Consider the following 21,923-nt stretch of genomic DNA (forward strand, 5'->3'; position numbering starts at 1 on the left):
GTCAGAACTTCTCCGGGAAGATCAGCGCCACGACCAGATAGCCGACCAGCGCGACAGCGACGATGAGACCTGCGATGTTCTCGGCACTCACAGCTTCTCCACCCCCCGCACCACCAGCGCGAGGACGGCGAACACGGCGACCGTGACACCGACGAAGACGAGATCGAGCATGGGCTCCACCAATTGCTTCAGGGACCTGGCCGTGGGTGGCCCCGAGGCTCCGCACGACGCCGGCGGCGGGCCGGCAGGAGGAGCAAAGCAGCGGCTCGCGGCCCCCAACGGATCCCTGACACTCTCCATACGGGCGCATGGGGAACTTTGACGCGTCACTGATATCCGCTTCACACACCCGAGACCACGACTTGGCCGAAATGTGTCAGCGCCTCAGCTGGCGTTGGACAGCAGGTGTGTGCTGCATCCCCCCTTCACCCGCTCGGAGTCGGCCGGATCAGAGGCCCGGAACGAACTGCAGGACCAGGTCGATGAGTTTGATCCCGACGAACGGCAGGATCAGCCCGCCGAGGCCGTAGATACGCAGGTTGCGGCGGAGCAGGTCGGAGGCGGAGGCGGGCCGGTAGCGCACGCCGCGCAGCGCGAGCGGGATCAGTGCGACGATGATCAGCGCGTTGAAGACGATCGCCGAGGTGATCGCGGACCGAGGGCTGTGCAGCGCCATGATGTTGAGGTCGCCGAGGCCGGGGTAGGCGGAGGCGAACATCGCGGGGATGATCGCGAAGTACTTGGCAACGTCGTTGGCGATCGAGAAGGTGGTCAACGCACCTCGGGTGATCAGCAGTTGCTTGCCGATCTCGACGATCTCGATCAGCTTGGTGGGATTGGAGTCCAGGTCCACCATGTTGCCGGCCTCCTTGGCGGCCGAGGTGCCGGTGTTCATCGCCACCCCCACGTCCGCCTGCGCCAGCGCCGGGGCGTCGTTCGTCCCGTCGCCGGTCATCGCGACCAGCTTGCCGCCCTCCTGCTCCTTCTTGATCAGCGCCAGCTTCTCCTCGGGCGTGGCCTCGGCGAGGAAGTCGTCCACGCCCGCCTCCTGCGCGATCGCCCGGGCCGTCAGCGGGTTGTCACCGGTGACCATGACCGTGCGGATGCCCATCCGGCGCAGCTCGGCGAACCTCTCGCGGATGCCGTCCTTGACCACGTCGGTCAGCTGGATCACGCCCATCGCCCGGGCGCCGTGCCGGTCGTGCACGGCGACCAGCAGCGGGGTGCCGCCGCCCTTGGCGATGACGTCGACGATCTCGAAGGCCTGCGGCGGGACCTTGCCGCCGTGCTCGTGCACCCAGGTGGCGACGGCGGCCGAGGCGCCCTTGCGCACCAGGACGGCCGGACTGTCGGGCCAGGTGAGGTCGACGCCGCTCATCCTGCTGTGCGCGCTGAACGGGACGAACTCCAGGTGCCCGAGCTCCCCCTCCGCGCGGGGCGGCACCGCGTAGCGCTCCTTGGCCAGTTGCACGACCGAGCGGCCCTCCGGGGTCTCGTCGGCGAGGCTGGAGAGCTGGGCTGCCTCGGCGAGTTCCTCGGCCGGAACGCCGTCGAGCGGGACGAAGCGGACGGCCTGGCGGTTGCCGAAGGTGATGGTGCCGGTCTTGTCCAGCAGCAGCGTGTTCACATCACCCGCCGCCTCCACCGCCCGACCCGACATCGCCAGCACGTTGCGCTGCACCAGCCGGTCCATCCCCGCGATCCCGATCGCCGAGAGCAGCGCTCCGATCGTTGTCGGGATCAGCGCCACCAGCAGCGCGACCAGCACGGTGATGCTCTGCTCGGCGCCCGCGTAGACGGCGAACGGCTGGAGCGTGACCACGGTGAGGATGAAGACCACGGTCAGGGCGGCCAGCAGCAGGTTGAGGGCGATCTCGTTGGGGGTCTTCCTCCGCTCGGCGCCCTCGACCAGGGCGATCATCCGGTCGATGAAGGTCAGGCCGGGCTTGGAGGTGATCCGTACGACGATCCGGTCGGAGAGGACCCGCGTGCCGCCGGTGACGGCGCAGCGGTCGCCGCCGGCCTCCCGGATCACCGGGGCCGACTCACCGGTGATCGCCGACTCGTCGACGGACGCGATGCCGTCGACCACGTCACCGTCCCCCGGGACGGTCTCACCGGCCTCGACCACCACGAAGTCGTAGAGCCGCAACTCCTCGGCCGGAACCAGCTCCTCGGGGCAGTGCTCGATACCGACCCGCCAGCGCAGCAGCCTTCTGGCCACCGTCCCGGTCCTGGCCTTGCGCAGCGACTCGGCCTGGGCCTTGCCGCGGCCCTCCGCGACCGCCTCGGCGAGGTTGGCGAACACCACGGTGAGCCAGAGCCAGATGCTGATCAGCCAGCTGAAGACACTCGGCGAGAAGACCGCCGACAGCGTGGTGAGGGCCGAACCGACCTCCACCACGAACATCACCGGGTTCTTCGCCATCACCCGCGGGTGCAGCTTGCGCAGTGCCTCGGGGAACGACCGAACCAGCTGCTTCGGGTCGAACAGCCCGCTCGCCGCACGGTGGCGCCGGATCACCGGTGGCTGCGGTGAGCGATCGACGGTGACGTCCTTCTGAGGTGCGGGAGCCAGGAGAGGCATGCGGCGGACCTTCTGCGCGCGGGCGAGTGTCACAGCGGGAATCGGGTGACCCAGGCCCAGCAAACCGGCCAGCCGGCGACGTTCTTCGCATCCTGACAAGTTTCTGACGGAGTGCCAGGAAAACTTGACGTGTCCTTCACACCCGAACCCGGTTTCCCCGACCCTCCCGACGGTCCCCCGGAATCCTGGCAGGGCCGCAACGCGGGGCCCGGGCGGCACGGCCGCTCCACGGCGACGCCCGTCGTCAAGGCTTCGTCAGTGAACGGCCTGCCGCAGTCAACAAGGCGTCAGGAATGCGTGACCGGATCATGACCCGGCGTAGCGTCGCAGACGTTCCCGCGGCTCGCAGCAGCGCGGCATCCGCAAGGAGAAGGACTGTGTCACTGCACTACCCGCGGGTGTCCCACACCCGCTCATCCCACCCGCACCGCGCGGTCCACTCCGTGGACGCGCAGCGCGACCTGGTCGGCCCTGCGCCGACCCCACCGGCCCGGCCGGCCCCGCCGACCCCCGCGCCGCTCGGCGTCGTGGTCGACCAGGAGGCTCGACTGGCCACCGCGGGGGGCCGACCGCTGGACCTCACCTTCACCGAGTTCGAGCTCCTCGCCCACCTGGTGGCCCACCCGCGGCGGGTCTACACCCGCAACCAGCTGCTGACCGCGGTCGGGGGCCAGCCGCCGTTCGGCGACACCCGCACGGTCGACGTCTACGTGGCCCGGCTGCGCCGCAAGCTCGGGCCCGAGTACCGCCGCTCCATCGCCACCGTCCGCCAGGTCGGCTACCGCTTCGACCCCGCCGGTGCGGCGCCCGCACAGAACTGACCGCGACCGCGCGCGTCAGAGGGCGTCCTGCGCGCCGGGCTCCAGGGTGAGCCGGCCGTCACCGGCGTCGTAGTCGAACAGCTCGGCGTAGCGGCCCCAGTCGATGGCGGTGTCCAGCTGGCGGCGGGCGTCCTCGGCGGAGAAGCCGCGGCGCAGCAGGTCGAGGAACAGCCCTTCGCGCGGGGTGTAGGCAGCGGCCGGGTGTGGTGACGGTCGGCACGCTGCGCGCCTCCGGGATCAACTTCGTGACACTGGCCACCGGCGCCGCGCTGATCCTGGCCCTGCTCAACTTCCTGCCCGCACTCGCCCTGGGCCCACTCGCCGAAGGCTTGCGTTAACGCGACGGCGAGGTTGGGCGGGCGGCCTCGCGCCGGGGCTGGTGCTGCGCGCAGACTGGCATCGGGAACAGCTGCCAAGGGGGACAGGATGAGCCTCTCGATCGTCGCAGTACCCGCCGTGTGGGCGGCCGTGGGCGGCCTGGTCGCCTACCTCGCCGGGGTCACCGGGCTTAACGCGACCCGGCGGCTGCTCCGGGACGGCATACCGGTGCAGGCGCTGGTCAAGGAGCGCCCGGCGGACCGTGCGGAGAGCGCCGGGGTGTCCCGGCCGCTGCTGCAGTTCGCCACCCGGGAGGGTCTGGTGATGGAGGTCTTCTCCCCCGTCTGCTCCAGCCGCTCCCACCCGCTGGTGGACGGGCGGCACGTCCTGGTCCGCTACGACCCCGACGATCCCCGGCAGGTGCTGGTGCAGGGGCGCGAGCGCCGCGGCATCGAGTACGCCTTCGTCGCGCTGGGGGCGGGCGCGGTGCTGACCGGGCTGGTCCTGCTGCTGGCCGGCGGCTGAACGCCGCCGGCCAGCGCCACCCGCTGCCTCAACGTTCCGGTCGGTCTAAGATGCTCCGCTCCGGTCAGCTGCCGGTGGTGGGACCGGGGATCGGGTTGTCCGGCGCGAACGCGGCGGCGATCTGCGAGGCGATCGCCTCGGCCGTGTTGACGTCGGGCGAGTCGGGGCCCTTGGTGGTGGAGACGGCGATGGCCAGGCGCTTGCTCGGCAGATAGGCCTGGATCGCCGCGTATCCGGAGAAGGACGGGTTCTGGATGATCCAGCCGTTCTCCACCAGGACGGTGAGGCCGAAGTGCAGCGCCTCGGTGTTGTGGAGGCACACCGTCGCCGGGCAGGTGTCGGTGGGACCGCCCAGGCCGACCGTTCCCGGGTCCAGCTGGGTCCGGAAGCCGCTCGGCGAGAGCAGCTCGCCGGTGCCGATGGCCTGCGCCGAGCGGGCCAGGTCGCAGATGTCGGTGGTGATCACGGCGCCGCGCGCGGTCGTCCACGACGGGTTCCAGAAGGTGGACTCCTCGTAGGTGCCGCGCTCCGAGGTGAAGGCGTGCAGCACCGGATCCGGGATCTCGGGCGTGAAGTCGTTCTGCGTGTTGCGCAGCCCGAGCGGGCCCATCACGCGCTGCTCCAGCAGCTTGTCCAGCGGGGTGCCGGTGATCCGCTCCAGGGCCTCGCCGAGCAGCACGAAGTTGCCGTGCGAGTAGCTCCAGTTGGTGCCCGGCTCGTACCAGAGCGGGTGGCTGAAGGGGTAGGCGAGCAGGTCGTCGTCGGTCCAGTGGCGGAACGGGTGGGCCTCCAACTCGGCGAGGAAGGCCGGGTCGGTGACGTAGTCGTGCAGGCCCGAGGTGCTGGAGCCGAGCATCCGCAGGGTGATCCGGTCGGCATGCGGCACGTCCGGCAGCCAGCGCGCGATCGGGTCGTCGAGGCTCACCACGTGCTCGTCCACCAGCTGCAGCAGCACCGTGCCCATATAGGCGATGCCCACCGAGCCGGCTCGGAAGTGCATGTCCGGCTCGGCCGGTACGCCCGTCATGGACTCGCCGAGCGCGGAGGTGACGAGGTCGTGGCCGCGGACGGTGACCTTGAGGATCACCGAGTTGAGGCCGTACTGCTCCTTGCCCTGCTGGGCGATGTCGAGCACCGTCCTGGCCGGTCCGGAGTGGGGCTCCGGGGAGCGGACGCAGGCCTGCGGGCCGTGCCCGGCGCCCGACAGGGCGACGGCGCCCGCGGTGGTCGGCAGGCTGGTGGCGATCATGGTGGCGGCGGCGAGGGCCAGAGCCGCTCTGGTGCGTGTCATGCCGCACTATGTGCGGACGGACTCGCCCGGAGCGGGCAGGACACTCGGCGCCGTCCTCCGTTCAGCGGACACCCGCCACACCCGCACGCGCCACGCGAGGGCGAGCGCCATGTCCACCTCCTCCCGTCAGGCGGTGGGCATGCGCAGGGTCGCGCTGGTAGGGCTTTCGCGTCCTGCGCGGTCGATGGCGGTGGCGACGTACCAGGAGTCCGGTGTGGTGGACGGCGGTTGGTGGTGGTCGACGGTGAGTGCGGGCAGCAGAGCGGTCATCCGGGCGGGATCGGGCACCGGTGCCGCTCCGGGGTCGCTGTCGTAGCGGTAGAGGGCGTACTGGAAAGGCCGGGGGCGCTCGGGGTGAGGGGACGGACTGAACTGCAAGGTGTGCCGGTCGGCGGTAACACGCAGGGTGGGTGGGCCGGGTGGGGCGGCGTGTGCCAGGCGGGGCAGCAGCGGGCTGAGCACGGGGTGGCTCCAGTGGTCGGCGGCCAGCTTCCTGATGGCGCCGATGCGGTCGACGTGAACGGACTGGGCACTGAAGAAGAGGTCGCCACCGATGGGCGGGAGGGTCGCGTTGAGAGCGAGGTGGCGGGAGAGTTCGGCGGGATCCTGCCAGGCGCCGGGGCGTTCGGGGGCGCCGGGGCGGGATGCCGATTGACCGATCCAGAGCTGGGTGTCGGTGCCGGCGGTCTGCTCGGCCCACCAGGGTGCGAGGACGGCGTAGTCGGCGATGCTGAAGCCGATGACCCAGTAGAGCTGCGGCGCTATGTAGTCGACCCAGCCGTTGCGGACCCAGCCGCGAGTGTCGCAGTACTGGGCGTCGTAGGACTCCAGCGCCTGGGTGGCGGAGCCGTCCGGGTCGGTGTTCTGGTTGCGCCAGACCCCGAAGGGGCTGATGCCGAAAGCCGCCTCGGGACGGGCGGTGCGCACGAGGTCGCGCAGCTGCTGGACCATCAGGTCGACGTTGTCGCGCCGCCAGGCCGCGCGGTCGGTGAACCCGTGGCCGTGGGCGGCGAAGGCGGCGTCGTCGGGGAACTCGTCCTGGTCGGGGTACGGGTAGAAGTAGTCGTCGAGGTGGACGCCGTCGATGTCGTAGCGCAGGACCGCGTCCATGATGGCCTGCTGGACGAAGGCGCGGACGGCGGGGATCCCGGGGTTGTAGTAGATCTCGCCGCGGTAGACGACCGTCCACTGCGGGTTGCGGCGGGCGGGGTGGCTGGAAATCAGCTTGGCGAGGTCCGGTTGCAGCGACACCCGGAACGGGTTGAACCAGGCGTGGAACGCGAGGCCGCGTTCGTGGGCCGCCCGGACCATGAACGCCAGCGGGTCCCAGCCCGGGTCCTGGCCCTGGGTACCCGTCAGCCACTCGGACCACGGCTCGAAGGGCGACGGCCACAGGGCGTCAGCGGTGGGACGGACCTGAACGAACACGGCGTTGAACCCGATAGCCGCCGCCTCGTCGAGCAGCGCGACGAAGTCCGCGCGCAGCTGCGCCGCGCCCAGCCCGGTGTCCTGCGGCCAGTCGATGTTGTCCAGTGAGGCGATCCACAGGCCCCGCATCTGGCGCTTGCCGGTGCCACCGGCGGCGGGCGCCTGGACGGTCGCGGACACCGGCACCGCAGCGGCAGTGGAGGGACCGGTGACAGCGGCGGTGGCGGCCGCGGTGACAGTCGCTCCCAGCGCGGACAGGACGGCGCGGCGACCGGGGCGACCGGCGTAGGGGAGGTCCACGGGTTGCTCCTCTGGGGATCCTCTGGGGAAGGGGGCCGAGCCCGCTTGCGCCGTCAGCCGACCCGGCGGGCCAACACCTGTCCCGGCCAGGCCCCGGACAGGAAGCGATCGGTGGGCGTGAAGCCGTTGCGCTCGTAGAACGCGACCAGGTGGCCCCCGCCGCCCGCCCAGCAGTCGACCCGCAGCAGCTCCACGCCGGCCCGCTGGGCCTCCTCGGCGGCATGGGCCAGCAGCAGTGCCCCGATGCCCCGGCCGGCATGCCGCCGGTCGGTGACCAGCAGCCGGACGTACCGCTCGGGTTCCTCGGCCGGCGCGATCGGCATCTGAGGGCTGGGCCCGGAGTCCAGCACCAGGGCTCCGGCCGGCGTTCCGCCCAACTCCGCGATGTGCGGGGCGTTCTCGGTCAGGTACCGCTCGACCCGCTGCACCCCGCCGGGCTTCTGCGAATACGGCGTCGTACCCCACTGCTCGGTGTTGCCGCGCTCGTTCATCCAGACCACCGCGGAGTCGAGCATGTCCAGCACCGCTGGTGCGTCGGCGAGGCTGCCCGGTCTGATGCGTACGCCATGCGTGCTGTCAGTCACGGCGGAAGCCTATTAGAGGACGAATGGGATCAGCATCTTGGTCGACCGCTGGTAGGCCGGGTACTGCTCCGGGAAGAGCCTGGTCATGTAGCGCTCCTCCACCACCGCGCTGTAGAGGAAGTAGGGGCCGACCAGCGCGAGGGCCACCAGCCAGTACAGGCTGACCGCCAGCGCGCTGCCGATCATCGCGAGCAGGATGCCGGAGTAGATGGGGTGGCGCACGCTGCTGTACGGCCCGGTCGTCACCAGCTCCGGATCGGCCTTCTGGGACATCGGCGTCCCCCAGTTGCGGCCGATGTGCACCCGCGCCCACACGGCCAGCGCCAGCCCCAGGGCGAACAGGGCCAGTCCGATGCCCTGCAGCGCCGGGTCCCTGATGGGCGCGAGCGCCGTCCTGACCGCGTGCAGCCGCACGAGAACAAGGACGACCAGCACGATCGCCACCCGGAGTGCCGCGCCGTGGCGCCAACGGGTGCGCCCGGCCTTCACGCCGAAGGCCGACGCGACCCAGTAGAGCCAGAACACGACCCAGCCGACTGCGATGACGATGGCGACCACGCGCATGGCGGACCGGCTCCTTCCTGCATCAATGGTCGGGGTAGAGCGCGCCCGGTCAGGTCGGCGGGCCGGCCCCCGGCGCGTATGGGATCCGTCAACAAGGACACGCCTCGCGTAGCCGACGCGTCAAGGGATGCCGCTTCCGCCGATTCGGGGGTTCTACTGATCTCAGGGAAAAACGGGATCTGGTCACCAGATCAATCGGTACTTCCGCCATCGAGCCCTAGGAATCACAGGATCGATGGCGGGAGCCAGCAGATCGAAGGAAGCGAAGCATCATGGCTGAGGACACCACCCGGGTCGTCGTCGGAGTCAGCGGATCGAAGGGCAGCGCGGCGGTTCTGCGCAGCGCCCTGGAGGAGGCGGCCCGCCGTGACGCGGTGCTCGTTCCGGTGCTGGCCTGGACTCCCGTCGGTGGCGAGCCCGCCTACCGCGCCCACCCCTGCCCGCCGCTCGCGAAGATCTGGGCGCAGGCCGCCACCGACCGGCTCGACGCCGTCCTGACGGAGGCGCTGGGCGGTCGACCGGCCGGGGTGCGGATCGAGCCGATCGTCGTCCGCGGCGAGGCCGGCCACGTCCTGGCGGGGGTCGCCGACGGTCCGGACGACCTGCTGATGGTCGGTGCCGGCCGACGCGGCCTCGCGCGGGTCCTGCACGGTTCGGTGAGCCGCTACGTCCTGGCGCACGCGAGCTGCCCCGTGGTCGCGGTGCCGCCGACCGACCAGCTGCCGGCTGCCCGCCCCGTGGCGCACCGCGAGGAGCGGCCCACGCTCGTGGCGGCCTGACGGACAACCGAGGTTCTACGGCCGGTCCGGCGCGCAGCCCCGCAGCATGTACGCGATGACGTCGTCGAGACCGGTCGCGACCGCCTCGGCCGGGAGCAGGCCGCCCACCGCGAGGCCGGCGTAGCCGTGCAGGGTGGCGAACACCGGTGTGCCGATCTCCTCCAGCACGCCCGCTCGCACCTCGCCCTTGCGCTGCCCCTGCGCGATCAGCTCGACGGCCATCTCGGCCCAGCGCCAGCTGGCGGCGATCAGCGCCTCGGAGGCCGCCGGGTCGTGCTTCACCGAGTACATCAGGTCGAGCAGCACGGCGTTGGCCGTGGCGAAGTCGACATAGCCGCGGGCGAACGCGCCGAGCTGCTCGGCGAAGGAGTCGCCGGCTGCGGCGCCGGCCGCGGTCAGGGCCGCGCCGAGGCGGTCGAAGCCGGTCAGCGCCAGCGCGTCCAGCAGCGCCTGCTTGTCCTTGAAATGCCGGCTGGGTGCGGCATGGCTGACACCGAGGTCGCGGGCCAGCTCGCGCAACGACAGTGCGCCCGACCCCTTCTCGCGGAGCGTCTCCTCGGCGCGCGCCAGCAGCGCGGCACGGAGATCTCCATGGTGGTACGGGCGACTCTGCATGACCACCACCCTAGGGCCACGGTCCGACTGCGGTGTTTCCACTGCCACCATTGTTGTCGTTGACACCATTGTTGGCGATGCCTACATTGGGAGCATGTCCAAGACACCGAAGTGGAACGCAACCGACATCCCCGACCAGACCGGCCGCACGGCCGTGGTCACCGGAGCCAACAGCGGCCTGGGCATCGCCACCGTGACCGCTCTTGCCCGAGCCGGCGCGCACGTCGTGCTCGCGGTGCGCGACGTCAAGCGCGGCGAGGCCGCCGCCCGGTCCGTGGGCTCCGTCAAGGGCGACCTCGAAGTGCGCCGCCTCGACCTGGCCGATCTCGCCTCCGTGCGCGAGTTCGCCGCCTCCTGGCAGGGCGGCCTCGACCTGCTCATCAACAACGCCGGCGTGATGAACCTCCCGCAATCCCGCACCAAGGACGGCTTCGAGACGCAGTTCGGCACCAACCACCTCGGCCACTTCGCGCTGACCAACCTGCTGCTCACGCACGTCACCGACCGGGTGGTCACGGTCGCCTCGGGCGCCCACCGGCTGCCCGGCAACCGGATCCACTTCGACAACCTCGACCTCACCGGCGAGTACACCCCGATCCGCGCGTACGCCCAGTCCAAGCTGGCCAACCTGCTGTTCACCCTGGAACTCCAGCGCCGGCTCACCCTCGCCGGCTCACCCGTCCGCACCCTCGCCGCCCACCCCGGCTATGCCGCGACCAATCTGCAGGGCCACGACAGCAGCGCCCTGCGGCGCGCACTGATGGCAATCGGCAACCCGCTGATCGCGCAGGACAGTTCGGCCGGCGCGCTGCCCACCCTGTACGCCGCCACCCAGGACCTGCCCGGCGCCGCCTACCTCGGCCCCGACGGCTTCGGCGAGATGCGCGGCGCCCCGACCCTGGTCGGCCGGACGCCCGCGGCCAGCGACCCGATCGCCGCCGAGCGGCTGTGGACGGCCTCCGAGCAGCTGACCGGTGTCACCTTCCCGTCGGCACTCGGCGTCTGACCGCGACCCGCCACACCACACCTCAAACAAATTACTTCACAAGTAAATTAGTTGCTAAGCTTCGTCCATGCGCCGACGACTCGACCCTCTGACCCCGTTGCTGCGGACGCTGCGGATAGGCGCCTCCGGTGACATCTGGCACAAGCCCGCCACCAGCGCCGTCGTCACCCTGTCGGCCGTGAACCTCACCCTGCTCGCGCTCGGCCGCCTCGACCTGGCGCTCTACACCTCGACCGGCGCACTCTGCGCGCTGTACGGCCACAACCTCCCGTACCGGGCCCGCGCCCGGACGCTCGGACTCGTCGCACTCGGCACCCTCGCCAGTACCGGGCTCGCGCTGACCGCCGCCGCGGTGACGGACTCGGTCGCGGTGCTGGTGGCAGTGACCGCCCTCCTTGCCGCGCTCCACAAGATGCTCTGCGACGCCGCCCGGATCGGCCGCCCGGCAATATCATCGTCACCTTCACCACCGCCACCTGCGCCTTCGTCCCGCAGCGGCTCGGCGAGGTCCCTTGGCACCTCGCGCTCGCCGCGGGTGGAGCCGCGCTGGCCTGGCTGGTCTGCATGGTGCCGGCGCTGGTCCGGCCCTTCGGACCGGAGCGGATCGCCGTCGCCCGGGCCCTGGAGGCGGCCGCCCGCCTGCAGCGCACCGAGGCGGCGGCGCTGCGCCCGCGCGCCCGCACCGTGCTGGCCGGCGCCGTGAACGCCGCCCGGCACACGCTTACGCTCTCCTCCCCGGCCCGGCGCCGCGCCACCGGGGACCGGCTGGAGCGCCTGCTGATCCGCGCCGAGTCCGCACTCGCCGCGGGCGGCCCCGCAGACGGCCGCGCAGACGGCGCCGCAGACGGCCGTGGAGCGTACGAGGCCGAGCAGTGCGAGCGCTGGGCCCGCGAGCTGCGGCGCGGCCGGCCGTTGCCGACGCTCGACCTCACCCCGCCGGAGTCGGCGGAGCTTCGCGGCACGGACCTTGGCAGGCCCGCGCTCTGGCGCTCCTTCCGCGGCGGCTCGCCGCTGCTGCCGATCGGGCTGCGGGTGGCCCTGGGCTGCGCGGCGGCGGGCTGGATGTCGATGGCCCTGGGAGTCGGGCGGCCGTACTGGGCCGTGGTCACCGCCGCTTCGGTGTTCCAGGCCAATGCCGCACTGTCCTGGCAGCGGGCCCTGCAGCGGGTGGTGGGCAACCTGCTCGGGCTGCTGCTGTTCACCGCGCTGCTCCCGCTCTCCCGCACGGGGCAGCTCGCGGTGGTCCTGCTCGGGCTGCTGTGCCAGTTCGGCGCGGAGGCGCTGATAGCCCGCAGTTACTGGCTGGCGAGCGTCTTCGTCACCCCCATGGCACTCCTGATGACCTCGTTCGGCGGGCAACGGCTGAGCGGCACGCTGGTGACCGACCGGTGGTTGGACACCTGCATCGGCGCCCTGGCCGGCCTCACCGCCTGTCTCGTCGTCACCAACCGCCGCACCACGACCCGCCTCGACCGGGCCATCGCCACTGTCCAGGCGGCGATGGCCACCGCTCAGGCTGCCGCCCCGGCGCCGCAGGTCCACGCCCCGTTGTCACACGCCCCGTTGTCCCACGCCCTGGTGGAGCTGCGCGAAGCGGCCGACACCGCGTCCGGGGAGTGGTGGCAGCGCGCCCTTCCGCAGGACCGGATTGCCGCCACCGAGCAGGAGGGCCACCGACTGCTCGCGACGCTGGTCCAGCAGCGCGGCACCCGGAGGCCGCCGCCCGCATCCCGCCCGATCGGCGCATAGGATCAAGGCCGGCCAGGGCAGCAGAAGGAGTACAGGTGGAGGACGCGGTCGCGGACGTGCTGCGCCAGTGGGAGCGGGCCTATCCGGGCCTCGACACCGGCCCGATCGCGGTGATCGGCCGGATCAACCGCTGCGCCGCGCTGCTCCAGCAGAGCAGCAGCGGACTGCTCGGCGCCGAGGGACTGACCCGGCCCGAGTTCGACATCCTCGGAGCGCTCCGCCGCGCCGACCACGAGCTCACCCCCACCCAACTCGCCCGCGAGAGCTTCGCCTCCGGCGCCGCCGTGACCAAGCGCCTGCGCCTGCTGGAGAAGCGCGGCCTGATCGCCCGTCGCACCGACGAGCGGGACCGGCGGGTCACCCATCTCTCCCTCACCGCGAGCGGCCGCGAACTGGTCGACCGGCTGATCCCCGTGATGATCGCCAACGACCGCGCCCTGCTCGCCGGACTGACCGCCGAGCAGAACAACGAGTTGGCCCGCGCCCTGGGCCACCTGCTGCTCACCCTGGAAGGCAGCATCGGGCGGATGCCCTAGCGCGTTTCTGACGCCGCGTCAGCTGCCGGCGAGGCGTCGTAGCGCCAGGCGGCCGGCCCGGAGGCTGAGCAGTGCCCATAGCAGGGCCGCGACGCCGACTCCGGCGACGCCGTAGCCCAGTCCCGAGTAGTCCTGGTCGGCCGACGTCGGGGGGACCCAGCCGTCGGGGTCGACCAGGACCGTCGTGGTGGTGCCGACCTGGTCCTGACCCGAGCAGTCGGACGCCGACAGCTTGGCGTGCGGCAGGGTCAGCCCGTCGACGCGGCGGATGTCGCAGGTCCAGCTGAGCCCGCCGTTCTTGGTCTTGCTGCTGTGCGCGGCGGTGGTCACCACGTCGGCGGGCACGCCGCGGTAGTGCAGCACCTCGCTCGTGAACACCTGCTGCGGCAGGACCACCAGCACGAGCAGGAGCAGCACGCCCGGCCAGAGGAACCACCCGCTGTTGCGCACCAGCAGGAGCATGAACAGTGAGCCGATCATCACCAGCACACCGATGATCACGGCGGGAACCCCGAAGTCCGGGTCCGCGCCGAGCACCGCGAGGCCTGTCAGCGCCAGCGGGGTGAGCACCGCGAGCAGGATGCTCAACCGGCGGATCCGGGCTGGGGACAACGCCAGGGACCGCCCGCGGCCGGTGCTGCGGGGACCGGGCACCGGCGGCCGGAACGTCCCGTCCTTCAGCGGTCTCTTCTTTTTCTTCTTTCCCCCGGCCACGGCGCTTCCGTTCTTCAGTCGGCAGTTTCGGGACAGTCTGCCTGGTCAGCGGGGATCCCGAGCAACCGCCCCGGGGTCCGCACCGCGCTCGATCCGGTGGGTACCCGCACCGGTTCGTCGTAGACGCGGCGGATGCTGGTGCCGTGCGGGCGGATGTCGAGGCCGTAGATGTGCAGGGAGACGGTCTTGGCGGAGGTGGCGTTGCAGACCCGGTGGATGTCGCCGGGCGGGACGACGTAGGTGACGGCCCCTGCGGGGTGGACGGTGGTGGCGACGGGGACCAGGACGGTGCGGTCGGCCTCCGCCGCCAGGCGGTAGACGGTCTCCTCCTCGGCGCCCAGCAGGGTGCCGACCACGCACCAGGAGACGTGGTCGTGAACCCTGGTCTGCTGGCCGGGCAGCCAGACCAGCGCGACCACGGAGAAGGAGCCGTCCGGCTCGGCGTGCAGGAGGTGCTGGCGGTAGCCGGCCGGATCGGGCTCCTGCTGGGCGGGCGGCAGCAGGTCGCTGTGGCGCAGGAACGGCGCCAGCGTGTCGGCGACCCGCCGAGCGCACTCCTCGGGGTCGGCGGCCGCGCGCACCTGGGCGCCGACGGCGGCCGTGAGTTCGGCGAGGAGCGTGGTCGGAAGGGTGGTGATCGGGGTGGTCATCGGGGTGGCTGTTCTCTCTCCTGGACTGATCCGGCCTCAGACCGCGACGGTCCGCAGCCCCGGCGCCGCGACCAGTGCCGCGATCTCGGCGATGCTCGCCGCGTCGTGGACGGCCGAGCGCGGCACCACCAGCTCCGGCCGATGGCCGGTCAGCACGTGGTCCCGGGCGAGCCGTGCCCGCCCGCCCCCGGTGATGTTGAGCAGCACGGGTGCCTCGGTGTCGATCCGCCGCGTCCGCACGGCCTCCTGCAGCGCGGCGAGCGCGACTCCGGCGGCCGGCTCGATGTCGATCCCCTCCTGCTCGCGGAAGGTGTCCATCGCCGCCAGGGCCGCCCGCGCACCGGCGGTGAAGACCTGCCCGGCGCTCTGGGTCAGCGCGTCGCGCAGGCCGCCGCGCACGTCGTAGGGCGGCCGACGGTTGGTCAGTTCCGGCGCGAACGCCCGCTCGGCGGCCAGGCGTTGCTCCTGCTCGACCCCGCGCTCCCAGGGGCGCTCGCCGGTCCGCCAGGCCTGGTCGACCGGCGCGTAGGCGTCGTTCTGCGCCAGCACCAGCTGCGGCAGCGGACCGGGACGCCGACATCGCAGCCGCAGCGCCGCCTCGTGCACCGCGATGGCGCCGGCCCCGCTGCCGATGGCCTGGACGTAGTACGCGGGCAGCTTGCCCATCGCCTCCACCGCGGCGAGCAGCACGGTGGCCAGGCCGTCACGCCGTCCGACGTTCCTGGTGCCGCCCTCGGCGGTGAAGCCGGGAAGCCGGGCGAGTGCGTCGCCGAGGGCGATGGCGTCGGCGTAGTCCGCTCCCTCGACGGCGAGGACGCGCACCAGCTCCGAGCCGAAGGTGCGGGTGCGCAGGCGCGGGACAGCGGTGGCGGGCACCACGATGACCACCGGGACCTCGTGGCGCGCGCAGAGTTCGGCGAACGCGACGGCGGTGTTGCCGGCGGAGCTGACCACCAGCGTGCCGGCGTCCTCGGGGATCCGGCCCAGCACGGTGGCGGCTTCGAGTTCCTTGAACGTACCCGTCGTCAGATCGCCGCCGCGCTCGGGCCAGTAGCCGTTGAAGGCGATCCACAGCTCGCTCAGCCCGAGCGAGGCGGCCAGCCGCTCGCTGCGGTGGACCGCGGTGCGGCCCGTGTCGGGCAGGGTGCGGCGCACCGGCAGCCAGTGGCGGTAGCGGAAGACCCCGCCGTGGGCAGCGTCGGGTGTGAAGTCGGTGGCCTGGTAGTCGGTCTGCCACAGCCCGGGCTCGTGCGGCTCGGGGCAGCCGAGCGTCAGGCCGTCATCGGCCCGCCGATGCCCGCAGACGGAGCACACAAGGCGGTAGTGGGACGCGTCGGTCGAATCACCGTGCATGGTGGTGGGTGCCCTCGGCGTCCTCGAACGGGTACGTCATCTGCGTCCCTCTCATCGGAACAACCGACTTCTGCTGAACAGCGGTCAGCTGTCGGCTGTCTATGCTTACTTGGAGTTCCTGGGCCGAAGCGCTGAGCGACGCGCGCTGAGCGACGCTGGACGACGCACATTCAGACCGTGTGCGAGGCAGTGGAATTCGGCAGGGCTGCTGCTGGCTGCTGCCCTCGGCCGGAGTAACGGCACGGCGCACTCGCGGTTCAGATCCTGGGCAGCCGGGCGGAACAAAAGATCGCGATCATGCGAACGCAAGATGAATTCACCCTTCATAGTCGTGCTGTCCAGGGGTCGTTGCCACTTTGACGAGGCCTCAGTTGTCAGCGGCTGATGGATATGGTTAGCCTGCAGCGACGACCTGCCGAGCGGGAAACCTTGAACTCCGAACAGCCAAGAAGGACAACCGTGGTGAACGGCCGACCCGCGCAAAGCGTGGTCACGGAACTGGAACTGTCGGAACTCCACGATTCTCTGGCATCACCGGTCAGTGAATCGATGAACTTCCTCAACGAGATTGCCCACCGCTTCCCGGATGCCATCTCGCTCGCCGCCGGGCGGCCGTTCGAGGGCTTCTTCGACCTGGACGACGTCCACCGGTACTTCGACACCTACCGCCGCCACCTCAGCACCCGCCTGGGCGGCGACGAGGCCGCCGTGCGCCGCACGCTGCTGCAGTACGGGCGCACCAAGGGCATCATCCACGAGCTGATCGCCGAGCACCTGCGGGTGGACGAGGGCATCAGCGCGGATCCGCAGGCCCTGGTCGTCACGGTCGGCTGCCAGGAGGCGCTCTACCTGACGCTGCGCGCGCTGCGCCGCACCGACCGGGACGTGCTCCTGGCCGTGGCGCCCAGCTACGTCGGGGTGCACGGCGCCGCCCGGCTGGTCGACATGCCGGTCCTGCCGGTCGCGGAGTCGTCCGAGGGCATCGATCTGGAGGACCTGTCGGCCCAGGTCAGGAGTGCCCGGGCGGCGGGTCTGTACCCCCGGGCGCTCTACGTCATCCCCGACTTCGCCAACCCGAGCGGGATCAGACTGAGCCTCGCCGTCCGGCGTCAGCTGCTGCGGATCGCCGCCGAGGAGGACCTCCTCATCCTGGAGGACAACCCGTACGGCCTATTCGGCGAGCAGCCGCCCGCCGGGCCGCCGACCATCAAGGCCCTGGACGACGCCGCCCGGGTCGTCTACCTGGGCTCCTTCGCCAAGACCGGCCTGCCCGGCGCCCGGGTCGGCTACGTCGTGGCGGACCAGCGGGTGGCCGGCACGGGCGGTACGGGCGGTACGGGCGGCACAGGCAGTACGGGCGGTACGGGCGGTGCGGGCGGCACATTGGCCGACGAGTTGGCCAAGATCAAGAGCATGCTGACCGTCAACACCTCGCCGATCGCGCAGGCGGTCATCGGCGGCAAGCTGCTGGCCCACGGCTGCAGCCTGCGCGCTGCCAACTCCCGTGAGACCACGCACTACCGGACGAACCTCGCCCATGTCCTGGCCGGCCTGGAGGAGCGTTTCGGCGGCTCCCCCGGCGTCTCCTGGAACACGCCCACCGGCGGGTTCTTCCTGCTGCTCACCGTCCCGTTCCCGGTCGGCGACGAGCTGTTGGAGCTCAGCGCGGAGAAGTTCCGGGTGCTGTGGACGCCGGTGCACCATTTCTACGCCGACGCACAGCCGCGCAATGTCATGCGGCTCTCCTTCAGCCACCTCCAGCCAAAAGAAATCGACGAAGGATTGAACCGGTTGGCGGACTTCATCCGTTACGGGTCGCACACCTGATGGACGACGAGAAGTGCGGAGGCTGTGAAAACCGATGAACGATTGCACGCCGCTCCGCAGGAGCAAGCCGAGAAGCTGGGGTTGGACGTACCGATGACGACCACCACGACCCGACCGGCCCGGATCGCCGGAGTCGGCACCGCGGTTCCGCAGAATTCCTATTCCCAGCAGGAAATCCTGGACATCTTCGCGATCCAGGACCCGCGCGTGAGATCCGTCTTCCTCAACAGCGCGATCGAGCGCCGATTCCTGACCCTGCCGCCCGAAGGCCCCGACGGCACCCGGGTCATGGAGGCCCAGGGCGAACTGCTCGCCAAGCACAAGGCCCAGGCCGTCGACATGGCGGTGCGCGCGGTCCAGGAGTGCCTCAAGGAGGCGGGCGCGGACCTGTCCGACCTCGGGTACCTGTGCTGCGTCACCACCACCGGATTCCTCACCCCGGGCCTGAGCGCCCTGGTCATCCGCGCGTTGGGCATCGACCCGCACACCAGCCGGCTCGACGTGGTCGGCATGGGCTGCAACGCCGGTCTCAACGCGCTCAACGCCGTCAACGGCTGGGCACGCGCCAACCCCGGCCGACCGGCCGTCATGGTCTGCGCCGAAGCCTGCTCCGCCGCCTACGTCTTCGACGGCACCATGCGCACCTCCGTGGTCAACAGCCTGTTCGGCGACGGCGCCGCCGCCGTGGCGCTGATCGCCGGCGAGCCCCCGCTCCCGCTGCGCCGGGACAGCGGCCCGCACCTCCTGAAGTTCGCCAGCTACATCATCACCGACGCCATCGACGCCATGCGCTACGACTGGGACGGCGGTCAGGACCGCTTCAGCTTCTACCTCGACCCGCACGTGCCCTACGTGGTCGGCGCGCACGCCGAACTCGTCGTCGACCGCCTGCTGTCGGGCACCGGGCTGCGCCGCAGCGACATCAGCCACTGGCTGGTGCACTCCGGCGGCAAGAAGGTCATCGACGCCGTCGGGGTCAACCTCGGCCTGACCCGGCACGACGTGCGCCACACCACCAGCGTGCTGCGGGACTACGGCAACCTCTCCAGCGGCTCGTTCCTCTTCTCCTACCAGCGGCTGCTGGAGGAGAAGGTGGCGCAGCCGGGTGAGTACTGCGTGCTGATGACCATGGGCCCGGGATCCACCATAGAGACCGCGCTGGCCCGCTGGTGACCGCCCGAACCGAGCCGAGTGTCCGAACCGAGCAGAGCGTCCGAACCGAGCAGGAAGGCCACACCACCGTGAACCGCACCACCGAGTCGCTGCTCGTCGACGGCAGCCGGCCGCTGTCCCCCGAGACCGTGCAGGCCCTCAACGCGCTCTGCGACCGGGCCGAGGACGGCGGCGCCCAGGCCCCGCTCGTCATCCGGGTCAGCGGCGCGCCCACCGCGCAGTCGGCGCAGTCGGCGCAGTCGGCGACGCTGGCGCTGGCGTTGGTCAACAAGTGGGAGCGTGCGCTGCGCCGCCTGGAGCGCCTCGACCTGCCCACGGTCGCGCTGGCCACCGGCGACTGCGGCGGCACGGCGCTGGAGGCGCTGCTGGCCACCGACCACCGCATCGCGGACCCCGCGACCCGCCTGGTGCTGCCCGCCGACGCCGACGGCGTGTGGCCCGGCATGGCCCTCTACCGGCTCGCCAACCAGGCCGGCGTGGCCGCGACCCGCCAGGCCGTCCTGTTCGGCAGCGCGATCCCGGCCGAGCGGGCGCTGGCCCTGCACCTGCTCGACCAGGTCGCCGACGACCCGTCGGCCGCCCTCGCGGACGCCGTCGAGAGCCTCACCGCCGGCGCCGGCGCCGGGCTCGCGATCCGCCGGCAGCTGATGCTCGACGCCGCTATCACCGGCTTCGAGGAGGCCCTCGGCCGGCACCTCGCCGCCTGCGACCGGATGCTGCGCCGGGCGGCCGCCGAGGTGCTCTCGTGACCGCTCTCGCAACCGCAGGGACGATAGGCAGCACCGACCTGGCCGCCCCGACGGTCGGCAGCGAGCTGGCCGCCGCCCGGCGCACCCTGGCGGAGGCCGGCGAGCGGGCCGACACCCTCCTCGCCGCACTGCCCGAGCCCGCTGACCGCACCCCCGAGCAGCAGGCGCTCGCCACCGACGCCAAGAACGCCGCCCGCAGCGTGCGCAGCCGCTTCCTGCGCCTGCACGGCGACGCCGTCTACCAGCACCTGACCGACGGTCACCGCCTCGACCTGCGGCTGCCCGAACTGGTCGCGGGCGCCGCCGCCGGCTGGCCCGGACTGCTCGCGAACGCCGAGCGCACAGCCGCCGAACAGGGCAGGCCGCAGGCCGCGAAGGAGGACTTGGAGATCGACCAAGGCCTCTTCCTGCGCGAGGTGCTCCGCTCGCCCGCCTCGGGCCGCCACCTGATCGATGCGATGGCCCTGCCCACCGCGCGCGCCCTCCAGCTGCTGCCCGAGTTCCAGCGCACCGGCGAACTCGACCTCGGCTCCGTCCGGCTGGAGCGCCGCGGCAGCGCGGCCCACCTGACCATGTGCCGCCCGGACTGCCTCAACGCCGAGGACGAGCGCCAGGTCGAGGACATGGAGACCGCCGTCGACCTCGCGCTGCTCGACCCGCAGGTGCGGGTCTGCGTGCTGCGCGGCGGCGAGATGACCCACCCCCGCTACCGCGGCCGACGGGTCTTCAGCGCCGGCATCAACCTCAAGAGCCTGCACAGCGGCGAGATCAGCCTGACCGGCTTCCTGCTGCGCCGCGAGCTCGGCTACATCAACAAGATCCTGCGCGGCCTGCGGGTCGAGCACGCCGGCTCCTGGCACACCCCGGTGATCGAGAAGCCCTGGGTGGCGGCCGTCGACACCTTCGCCATCGGCGGCGGTGCCCAACTGCTCATGGTCTTCGACCGGGTGCTCGCCGCGGCCGACTCCTACGTCAGCCTCCCCGCCGCGCAGGAGGGCATCGTGCCCGGCGCGGGGAACCTGCGGCTCAGCCGGCTGGCCGGCGGCCGCGTCTCCCGCCAGGTCGTGCTCTGGGGACGGCGCATTCAGGCCGCCGAACCCGACGCCCGGCTGCTGGTCGACGAGGTCGTCGAACCGGACCGGATGGACCAGGCGGTGGCCGAGTCGCTGGAGCGGCTCGACAGCCCGGCTGTGGTCACCAACCGCCGGATGCTCAACCTGGCCGAGGAGCCACCGGAGCAGTTCCAGCAGTACATGGCGGAGTTCGCCATGCAGCAGGCGCTGCGCCTCTACAGCCAGGACGTGATCGGCAAGGTGGGCCGCTTCTCGGCGGCCGCCACCACCGCCCGTAGCTGAATCGCGCGTACGTGCATCGCGCGTACCTGAATCGCGCACCTACCCCGAGGAGTTCGGAGAGCCGATGGAGCTGACAGACCTCACCCGGATCCGCTACGAGAAGCGCGACCGCGTCGCCCGGGTGACCCTCGACCGCCCCGACCGCCTGAACGCCATGGACCTGCGGATGCACGAGGAACTGGCGTGCGTCTGGGACGACTTCGAGGCCGACGACGAGGTGTGGCTGGCCGTCCTCACCGGCGCCGGGGACCGCGCCTTCTCCGCCGGGCAGGACCTCAAGGAGCTCGCCGCCCGGATCGCCGAGGGCACCAACACCCCCTCCACCTTCGGCAGCCGCGGCAAGCCCGGCTGGCCCCGGCTCACCGAGCGCTTCGACCTGGCCAAGCCCGTGATCGCCAGGGTCAACGGCCACGCCTTCGGCGGCGGCTTCGAACTCGCGCTCGCCTGCGACGTGGTGGTGGCCGCCGACACCGCCACCTTCGCGCTGCCCGAGGCCAAGCTCGGGCTGATCGCCGGAGCCGGCGGTGTCTTCCGGCTCGCCCGGCAGGCACCGTACCGGGTCGCCCTGGGCCACCTGATCACCGGCCGTCCGATGACCGCCGACCGCGCCTACGAACTGGGCCTGGTCAACGAGGTCGTGCCGGCCGCGGATCTGGACGCCTGTGTGGACGCCTGGGTCGCGGACATCCTTCGCTGCAGCCCGCTGGCTGTCCGCGCGATCAAGGAGGCCGCGGCGTCCGCGGCGACCACGCCCCTGGAGCAGGCGTTCCGGACCCGCTACCCGTGGGAGGAACGCCGCATGCACAGCGAGGACGCGCTGGAGGGCCCGCGCGCGTTCGTGGAGAAGCGGACGCCGCACTGGAACGCCCGCTGAGTCTCTTGCGGGACACGCGAGTTGTTCGAGAGTTTGACCCTGGTTCACCCAGCGGGCTCCCGAGATGACTCTGCCTCAGGCAGCGTGACGCCTGAGCATGATCCACAGCAGAACCACTGAAACCA

General features: G+C 71.6%; 23 protein-coding genes and 1 pseudogene. 13 read left to right on the top strand and 11 right to left on the bottom strand.

Features of this window, described 5'->3' with window-relative positions:
* Window position 1 precedes the first annotated feature (1 nt).
* A complete protein-coding gene (gene kdpF, locus P3T34_RS03760) occupies window positions 2–91 on the bottom strand; it encodes a K(+)-transporting ATPase subunit F (protein ID WP_037971201.1) in 90 nt (29 codons plus the stop codon).
* Window positions 92–448: 357 nt separating this feature from the next.
* A complete protein-coding gene (kdpB, locus tag P3T34_RS03765) occupies window positions 449–2,587 on the bottom strand; it encodes a potassium-transporting ATPase subunit KdpB (RefSeq protein WP_280664532.1) in 2,139 nt (712 codons plus the stop codon).
* 563 nt (window positions 2,588–3,150) lie between these two features.
* On the opposite strand from kdpB, the pseudogene P3T34_RS03770 reads away from it, so the two are divergent.
* Window positions 3,151–3,408 (top strand): annotated as a pseudogene (locus P3T34_RS03770) (helix-turn-helix domain-containing protein); the annotation flags it as partial.
* 15 nt (window positions 3,409–3,423) lie between these two features.
* Here P3T34_RS03770 and P3T34_RS03775 read toward each other — a convergent pair.
* A complete protein-coding gene (locus P3T34_RS03775; protein ID WP_280671804.1) occupies window positions 3,424–3,579 on the bottom strand; it encodes an AAA-associated domain-containing protein in 156 nt (51 codons plus the stop codon).
* A gap of 32 nt (window positions 3,580–3,611) precedes the next feature.
* Between P3T34_RS03775 and P3T34_RS03780 the strand changes: the two genes are divergently transcribed.
* Window positions 3,612–3,746 (top strand): potassium-transporting ATPase subunit KdpA, encoded by a 135-nt coding sequence (locus P3T34_RS03780; protein WP_280664533.1) that lies wholly within the window; start codon window positions 3,612–3,614, stop codon window positions 3,744–3,746.
* Window positions 3,747–3,834: 88 nt separating this feature from the next.
* Window positions 3,835–4,251, top strand: a complete 417-nt coding sequence (locus tag P3T34_RS03785; protein ID WP_280664534.1) for a DUF3592 domain-containing protein — start codon at window positions 3,835–3,837, stop codon at window positions 4,249–4,251.
* 64 nt (window positions 4,252–4,315) lie between these two features.
* Here the strand turns inward: P3T34_RS03785 and P3T34_RS03790 are convergent, their stop codons facing one another.
* The 4 genes from P3T34_RS03790 to P3T34_RS03805 form a co-directional block, all read right to left on the bottom strand.
* The gene (locus tag P3T34_RS03790; protein ID WP_280664535.1) at window positions 4,316–5,542 is read right to left on the bottom strand and encodes a serine hydrolase domain-containing protein; all 1,227 of its coding nucleotides are present in this window, start codon (window positions 5,540–5,542) and stop codon (window positions 4,316–4,318) included.
* Between the two features lie 126 nt (window positions 5,543–5,668).
* Complete coding sequence (locus tag P3T34_RS03795) at window positions 5,669–7,270, bottom strand: family 10 glycosylhydrolase (protein WP_280664536.1); 1,602 nt, start codon at window positions 7,268–7,270, stop codon at window positions 5,669–5,671.
* A gap of 53 nt (window positions 7,271–7,323) precedes the next feature.
* Entirely contained in the window at window positions 7,324–7,854 is a 531-nt protein-coding gene (locus P3T34_RS03800) for a GNAT family N-acetyltransferase (RefSeq protein WP_280664537.1), read from the bottom strand.
* Between the two features lie 12 nt (window positions 7,855–7,866).
* Window positions 7,867–8,418 (bottom strand): isoprenylcysteine carboxylmethyltransferase family protein, encoded by a 552-nt coding sequence (locus P3T34_RS03805; RefSeq protein WP_280664538.1) that lies wholly within the window; start codon window positions 8,416–8,418, stop codon window positions 7,867–7,869.
* A gap of 272 nt (window positions 8,419–8,690) precedes the next feature.
* Here P3T34_RS03805 and P3T34_RS03810 point away from each other — a divergent pair, with 272 nt between their 5' ends.
* Complete coding sequence (locus P3T34_RS03810) at window positions 8,691–9,197, top strand: universal stress protein (protein WP_280664539.1); 507 nt, start codon at window positions 8,691–8,693, stop codon at window positions 9,195–9,197.
* Between the two features lie 15 nt (window positions 9,198–9,212).
* Here P3T34_RS03810 and P3T34_RS03815 read toward each other — a convergent pair whose 3' ends face one another.
* A complete protein-coding gene (locus tag P3T34_RS03815; protein ID WP_280664540.1) occupies window positions 9,213–9,812 on the bottom strand; it encodes a TetR/AcrR family transcriptional regulator in 600 nt (199 codons plus the stop codon).
* Window positions 9,813–9,906: 94 nt separating this feature from the next.
* Between P3T34_RS03815 and P3T34_RS03820 the strand changes: the two genes are divergently transcribed.
* From P3T34_RS03820 to P3T34_RS03830, 4 genes are all read left to right on the top strand, one after another.
* Window positions 9,907–10,818, top strand: coding sequence for an oxidoreductase (locus tag P3T34_RS03820; protein ID WP_280664541.1), 912 nt, complete (start codon window positions 9,907–9,909; stop codon window positions 10,816–10,818).
* Between the two features lie 67 nt (window positions 10,819–10,885).
* Complete coding sequence (locus P3T34_RS39850) at window positions 10,886–11,521, top strand: hypothetical protein (RefSeq protein WP_348534614.1); 636 nt, start codon at window positions 10,886–10,888, stop codon at window positions 11,519–11,521.
* Window positions 11,522–11,886: 365 nt separating this feature from the next.
* Entirely contained in the window at window positions 11,887–12,567 is a 681-nt protein-coding gene (locus P3T34_RS39855; RefSeq protein ID WP_348534748.1) for an FUSC family protein, read from the top strand.
* Between the two features lie 35 nt (window positions 12,568–12,602).
* Window positions 12,603–13,103 carry a MarR family transcriptional regulator gene (locus tag P3T34_RS03830; protein WP_280664542.1) on the top strand — a complete coding sequence of 167 codons (501 nt, stop codon included), beginning with the start codon at window positions 12,603–12,605 and terminating at the stop codon, window positions 13,101–13,103.
* Window positions 13,104–13,121: 18 nt separating this feature from the next.
* Here the strand turns inward: P3T34_RS03830 and P3T34_RS03835 are convergent, their stop codons facing one another.
* The 3 genes from P3T34_RS03835 to P3T34_RS03845 all read right to left on the bottom strand — a co-directional run bounded on the left by P3T34_RS03835 (window position 13,122) and on the right by P3T34_RS03845 (window position 15,820).
* Entirely contained in the window at window positions 13,122–13,691 is a 570-nt protein-coding gene (locus P3T34_RS03835) for a hypothetical protein (protein ID WP_280664543.1), read from the bottom strand.
* Window positions 13,692–13,831: 140 nt separating this feature from the next.
* Entirely contained in the window at window positions 13,832–14,467 is a 636-nt protein-coding gene (locus tag P3T34_RS03840; protein WP_280664544.1) for a cysteine dioxygenase family protein, read from the bottom strand.
* A 36-nt stretch (window positions 14,468–14,503) separates the two neighbouring features.
* The gene (locus tag P3T34_RS03845; RefSeq protein WP_280664545.1) at window positions 14,504–15,820 is read right to left on the bottom strand and encodes a cysteate synthase; all 1,317 of its coding nucleotides are present in this window, start codon (window positions 15,818–15,820) and stop codon (window positions 14,504–14,506) included.
* A gap of 549 nt (window positions 15,821–16,369) precedes the next feature.
* On the opposite strand from P3T34_RS03845, the gene P3T34_RS03850 reads away from it, so the two are divergent.
* The 5 genes from P3T34_RS03850 to dpgD all read left to right on the top strand — a co-directional run bounded on the left by P3T34_RS03850 (window position 16,370) and on the right by dpgD (window position 21,798).
* Complete coding sequence (locus P3T34_RS03850; protein ID WP_280664546.1) at window positions 16,370–17,647, top strand: PLP-dependent aminotransferase family protein; 1,278 nt, start codon at window positions 16,370–16,372, stop codon at window positions 17,645–17,647.
* A gap of 93 nt (window positions 17,648–17,740) precedes the next feature.
* Complete coding sequence (dpgA, locus tag P3T34_RS03855) at window positions 17,741–18,820, top strand: 3,5-dihydroxyphenylacetyl-CoA synthase DpgA (RefSeq protein WP_280664547.1); 1,080 nt, start codon at window positions 17,741–17,743, stop codon at window positions 18,818–18,820.
* Window positions 18,821–18,888: 68 nt separating this feature from the next.
* Entirely contained in the window at window positions 18,889–19,569 is a 681-nt protein-coding gene (gene dpgB, locus P3T34_RS03860) for an enoyl-CoA-hydratase DpgB (RefSeq protein ID WP_280664548.1), read from the top strand.
* Between the two features lie 65 nt (window positions 19,570–19,634).
* Window positions 19,635–20,924: a (3,5-dihydroxyphenyl)acetyl-CoA 1,2-dioxygenase DpgC gene (gene dpgC, locus P3T34_RS03865; RefSeq protein ID WP_280671806.1), complete on the top strand. Its 1,290-nt coding sequence runs from the start codon at window positions 19,635–19,637 to the stop codon at window positions 20,922–20,924.
* 64 nt (window positions 20,925–20,988) lie between these two features.
* On the top strand, window positions 20,989–21,798 hold the full coding sequence (gene dpgD, locus P3T34_RS03870; RefSeq protein WP_280664549.1) for an enoyl-CoA-hydratase DpgD: 810 nt from the start codon (window positions 20,989–20,991) through the stop codon (window positions 21,796–21,798).
* Window positions 21,799–21,923: the final 125 nt, after the last annotated feature.

Source organism: Kitasatospora sp. MAP12-44, from assembly GCF_029892095.1.
Classification (GTDB): Bacteria; Actinomycetota; Actinomycetes; order Streptomycetales; family Streptomycetaceae; genus Kitasatospora.

Excerpts from the sequence above, each read along its gene's own strand:
- P3T34_RS03845 (WP_280664545.1), bottom strand. The coding sequence starts at position 15,820 with ATGCACGGTGATTCGACCGACGCGTCCCACTACCGCCTTGTGTGCTCC.
- P3T34_RS03850 (WP_280664546.1), top strand. The coding sequence starts at position 16,370 with ATGAACTTCCTCAACGAGATTGCCCACCGCTTCCCGGATGCCATCTCG.
- P3T34_RS03820 (WP_280664541.1), top strand. The coding sequence starts at position 9,907 with ATGTCCAAGACACCGAAGTGGAACGCAACCGACATCCCCGACCAGACC.
- dpgA (WP_280664547.1), top strand. The coding sequence starts at position 17,741 with ATGACGACCACCACGACCCGACCGGCCCGGATCGCCGGAGTCGGCACC.
- P3T34_RS03785 (WP_280664534.1), top strand. The coding sequence starts at position 3,835 with ATGAGCCTCTCGATCGTCGCAGTACCCGCCGTGTGGGCGGCCGTGGGC.
- kdpB (WP_280664532.1), bottom strand. The coding sequence starts at position 2,587 with ATGCCTCTCCTGGCTCCCGCACCTCAGAAGGACGTCACCGTCGATCGC.
- P3T34_RS03815 (WP_280664540.1), bottom strand. The coding sequence starts at position 9,812 with ATGCAGAGTCGCCCGTACCACCATGGAGATCTCCGTGCCGCGCTGCTG.
- P3T34_RS39850 (WP_348534614.1), top strand. The coding sequence starts at position 10,886 with ATGCGCCGACGACTCGACCCTCTGACCCCGTTGCTGCGGACGCTGCGG.
- P3T34_RS03810 (WP_280664539.1), top strand. The coding sequence starts at position 8,691 with ATGGCTGAGGACACCACCCGGGTCGTCGTCGGAGTCAGCGGATCGAAG.
- P3T34_RS03805 (WP_280664538.1), bottom strand. The coding sequence starts at position 8,418 with ATGCGCGTGGTCGCCATCGTCATCGCAGTCGGCTGGGTCGTGTTCTGG.
- P3T34_RS03790 (WP_280664535.1), bottom strand. The coding sequence starts at position 5,542 with ATGACACGCACCAGAGCGGCTCTGGCCCTCGCCGCCGCCACCATGATC.
- P3T34_RS39855 (WP_348534748.1), top strand. The coding sequence starts at position 11,887 with ATGGCCCTGGGAGTCGGGCGGCCGTACTGGGCCGTGGTCACCGCCGCT.
- dpgD (WP_280664549.1), top strand. The coding sequence starts at position 20,989 with ATGGAGCTGACAGACCTCACCCGGATCCGCTACGAGAAGCGCGACCGC.
- P3T34_RS03840 (WP_280664544.1), bottom strand. The coding sequence starts at position 14,467 with ATGACCACCCCGATCACCACCCTTCCGACCACGCTCCTCGCCGAACTC.